The 1,232-nt window shown below is 64.4% G+C and carries 3 protein-coding genes; all 3 read right to left on the bottom strand.

What is annotated here, in order from left to right:
• On the bottom strand, positions 1–491 hold a 491-nt coding region (locus AC1DWI_RS23725; protein WP_477725984.1), incomplete at its 3' end, for a cytochrome b/b6 domain-containing protein.
• Positions 463–942: a diheme cytochrome c gene (locus tag AC1DWI_RS23720; RefSeq protein ID WP_477669573.1), complete on the bottom strand. Its 480-nt coding sequence runs from the start codon at positions 940–942 to the stop codon at positions 463–465. The genes AC1DWI_RS23725 and AC1DWI_RS23720, both read right to left, overlap by 29 nt.
• 34 nt (positions 943–976) lie before the next feature.
• A partial coding sequence (locus tag AC1DWI_RS23715; RefSeq protein WP_477725983.1) for a DUF1924 domain-containing protein occupies positions 977–1,232 on the bottom strand: 256 nt, incomplete at its 5' end.

Here is a 1,232-nt window from a genome sequence, read left to right as displayed (position 1 = left end):
AGCATGGTGTTGGCGCCCAGCTCATGCAGGTCTTCCAGCCAGCCGCCGCCAAGGTCGTTGTAGGTGGCCCAGCCCGTCGCGGCGATGAGCGCGGCCAGCCCCAGGAGCGCCACGATGGCCATCGCGCCGGCCGGATTGTGTCCGATATGGTGCTCCGGCCGGCGACGCAGCAGGGCACGCAGGTAGCTTGCCACCGCGCGCGGGCCGCGCACAAAGCTGGAAAAGCGCGCGTAACGCGTGCCGACCAGACCCCAGAGCACACGAAAGATCACCAAACCCGCCATGGTGTAGCCCAGCATGACATGCAGCAGTCGCCAGCTTTCGCTTTCGGCGGTGATGTAGGCCCCCGTAAAACTGAGCACCAGCAACCAGTGGAAAACACGCACCGGCGCATCCCAGACAAGTACCCTGCCCCTACCTTGGGCCTGGGCGGGTATTTCAGCCGAAGGGGTTCCCGCCGTGTCAGCGGGGGATGCGGATGTCGCGCTCATTGAATTCTCCTTGGTCAGCTCGTGTATGGCAGGCGATGCAGTTGGCTGCGCTTTTGACCGCCGGCAGTTTCCAGGTGGCGGGTGCCACCTCATCGTGTTTGCGAATGAACCACGCGGAACGGGTGATGCGATCCTGCGGCGGCTCTTGTCTCACGCGTTTGTAGGTACCCGCGTGCGCGTCCAGCCAGACGGACAGCTCTTTGACCGTGGCCGCGTCCAGCGAAGCGTCGGTGCCGTAATGGTTCTTCAGGTTGCCCATCACGCGCTGCCACGACGCGGCTGGCAGCATGCCCGGCGGGTAAGCCACATGGCACGCCGCGCACTCCTGCTGGTACTTGGGCAGCAGCGGCACCAGACTCCCGCCATCGGCCAGCGCGGTGTGCGCCACGCCCACGGCAGCAAGCAGGCCGGCGCAGTATTTGTATAAGCGGGAACGAAGGCGGCGAACCATGATGTTTTCCTTTCCGGAGGGTGTGTTGCCCGCGTCAGGGCTTGAGCGTGAGCAGCCAGCTCAGCACATCGGCCTTTTCGGCTGCGCTGCATTCGCGGCCCAGCACGTCGTTGCAGTTGCGGCGAAACCATTTTTCGGTTTTCGCTGCATCCGTGAAACGCACAGGGTTGAAGGCCGGCGCCAACGGGCCAATCGACTTGCCGGTGGATGCATGTTTGCCGGCCTGCGTGGGCACAGCGCCATGGCAAGAGGCGCAGCTCCATTCGCGGCCCTGTCGTGTGGTAAACAAC

Source organism: Polaromonas sp. P3_C2, assembly GCF_056402675.1.
This window is presented reverse-complemented; position numbering and strand designations above follow the sequence as displayed.

Bases quoted from the DNA above. Each gene is read 5' to 3' on its own strand.
- AC1DWI_RS23720 (WP_477669573.1), bottom strand. From the start codon at position 942: ATGGTTCGCCGCCTTCGTTCCCGCTTATACAAATACTGCGCCGGCCTG.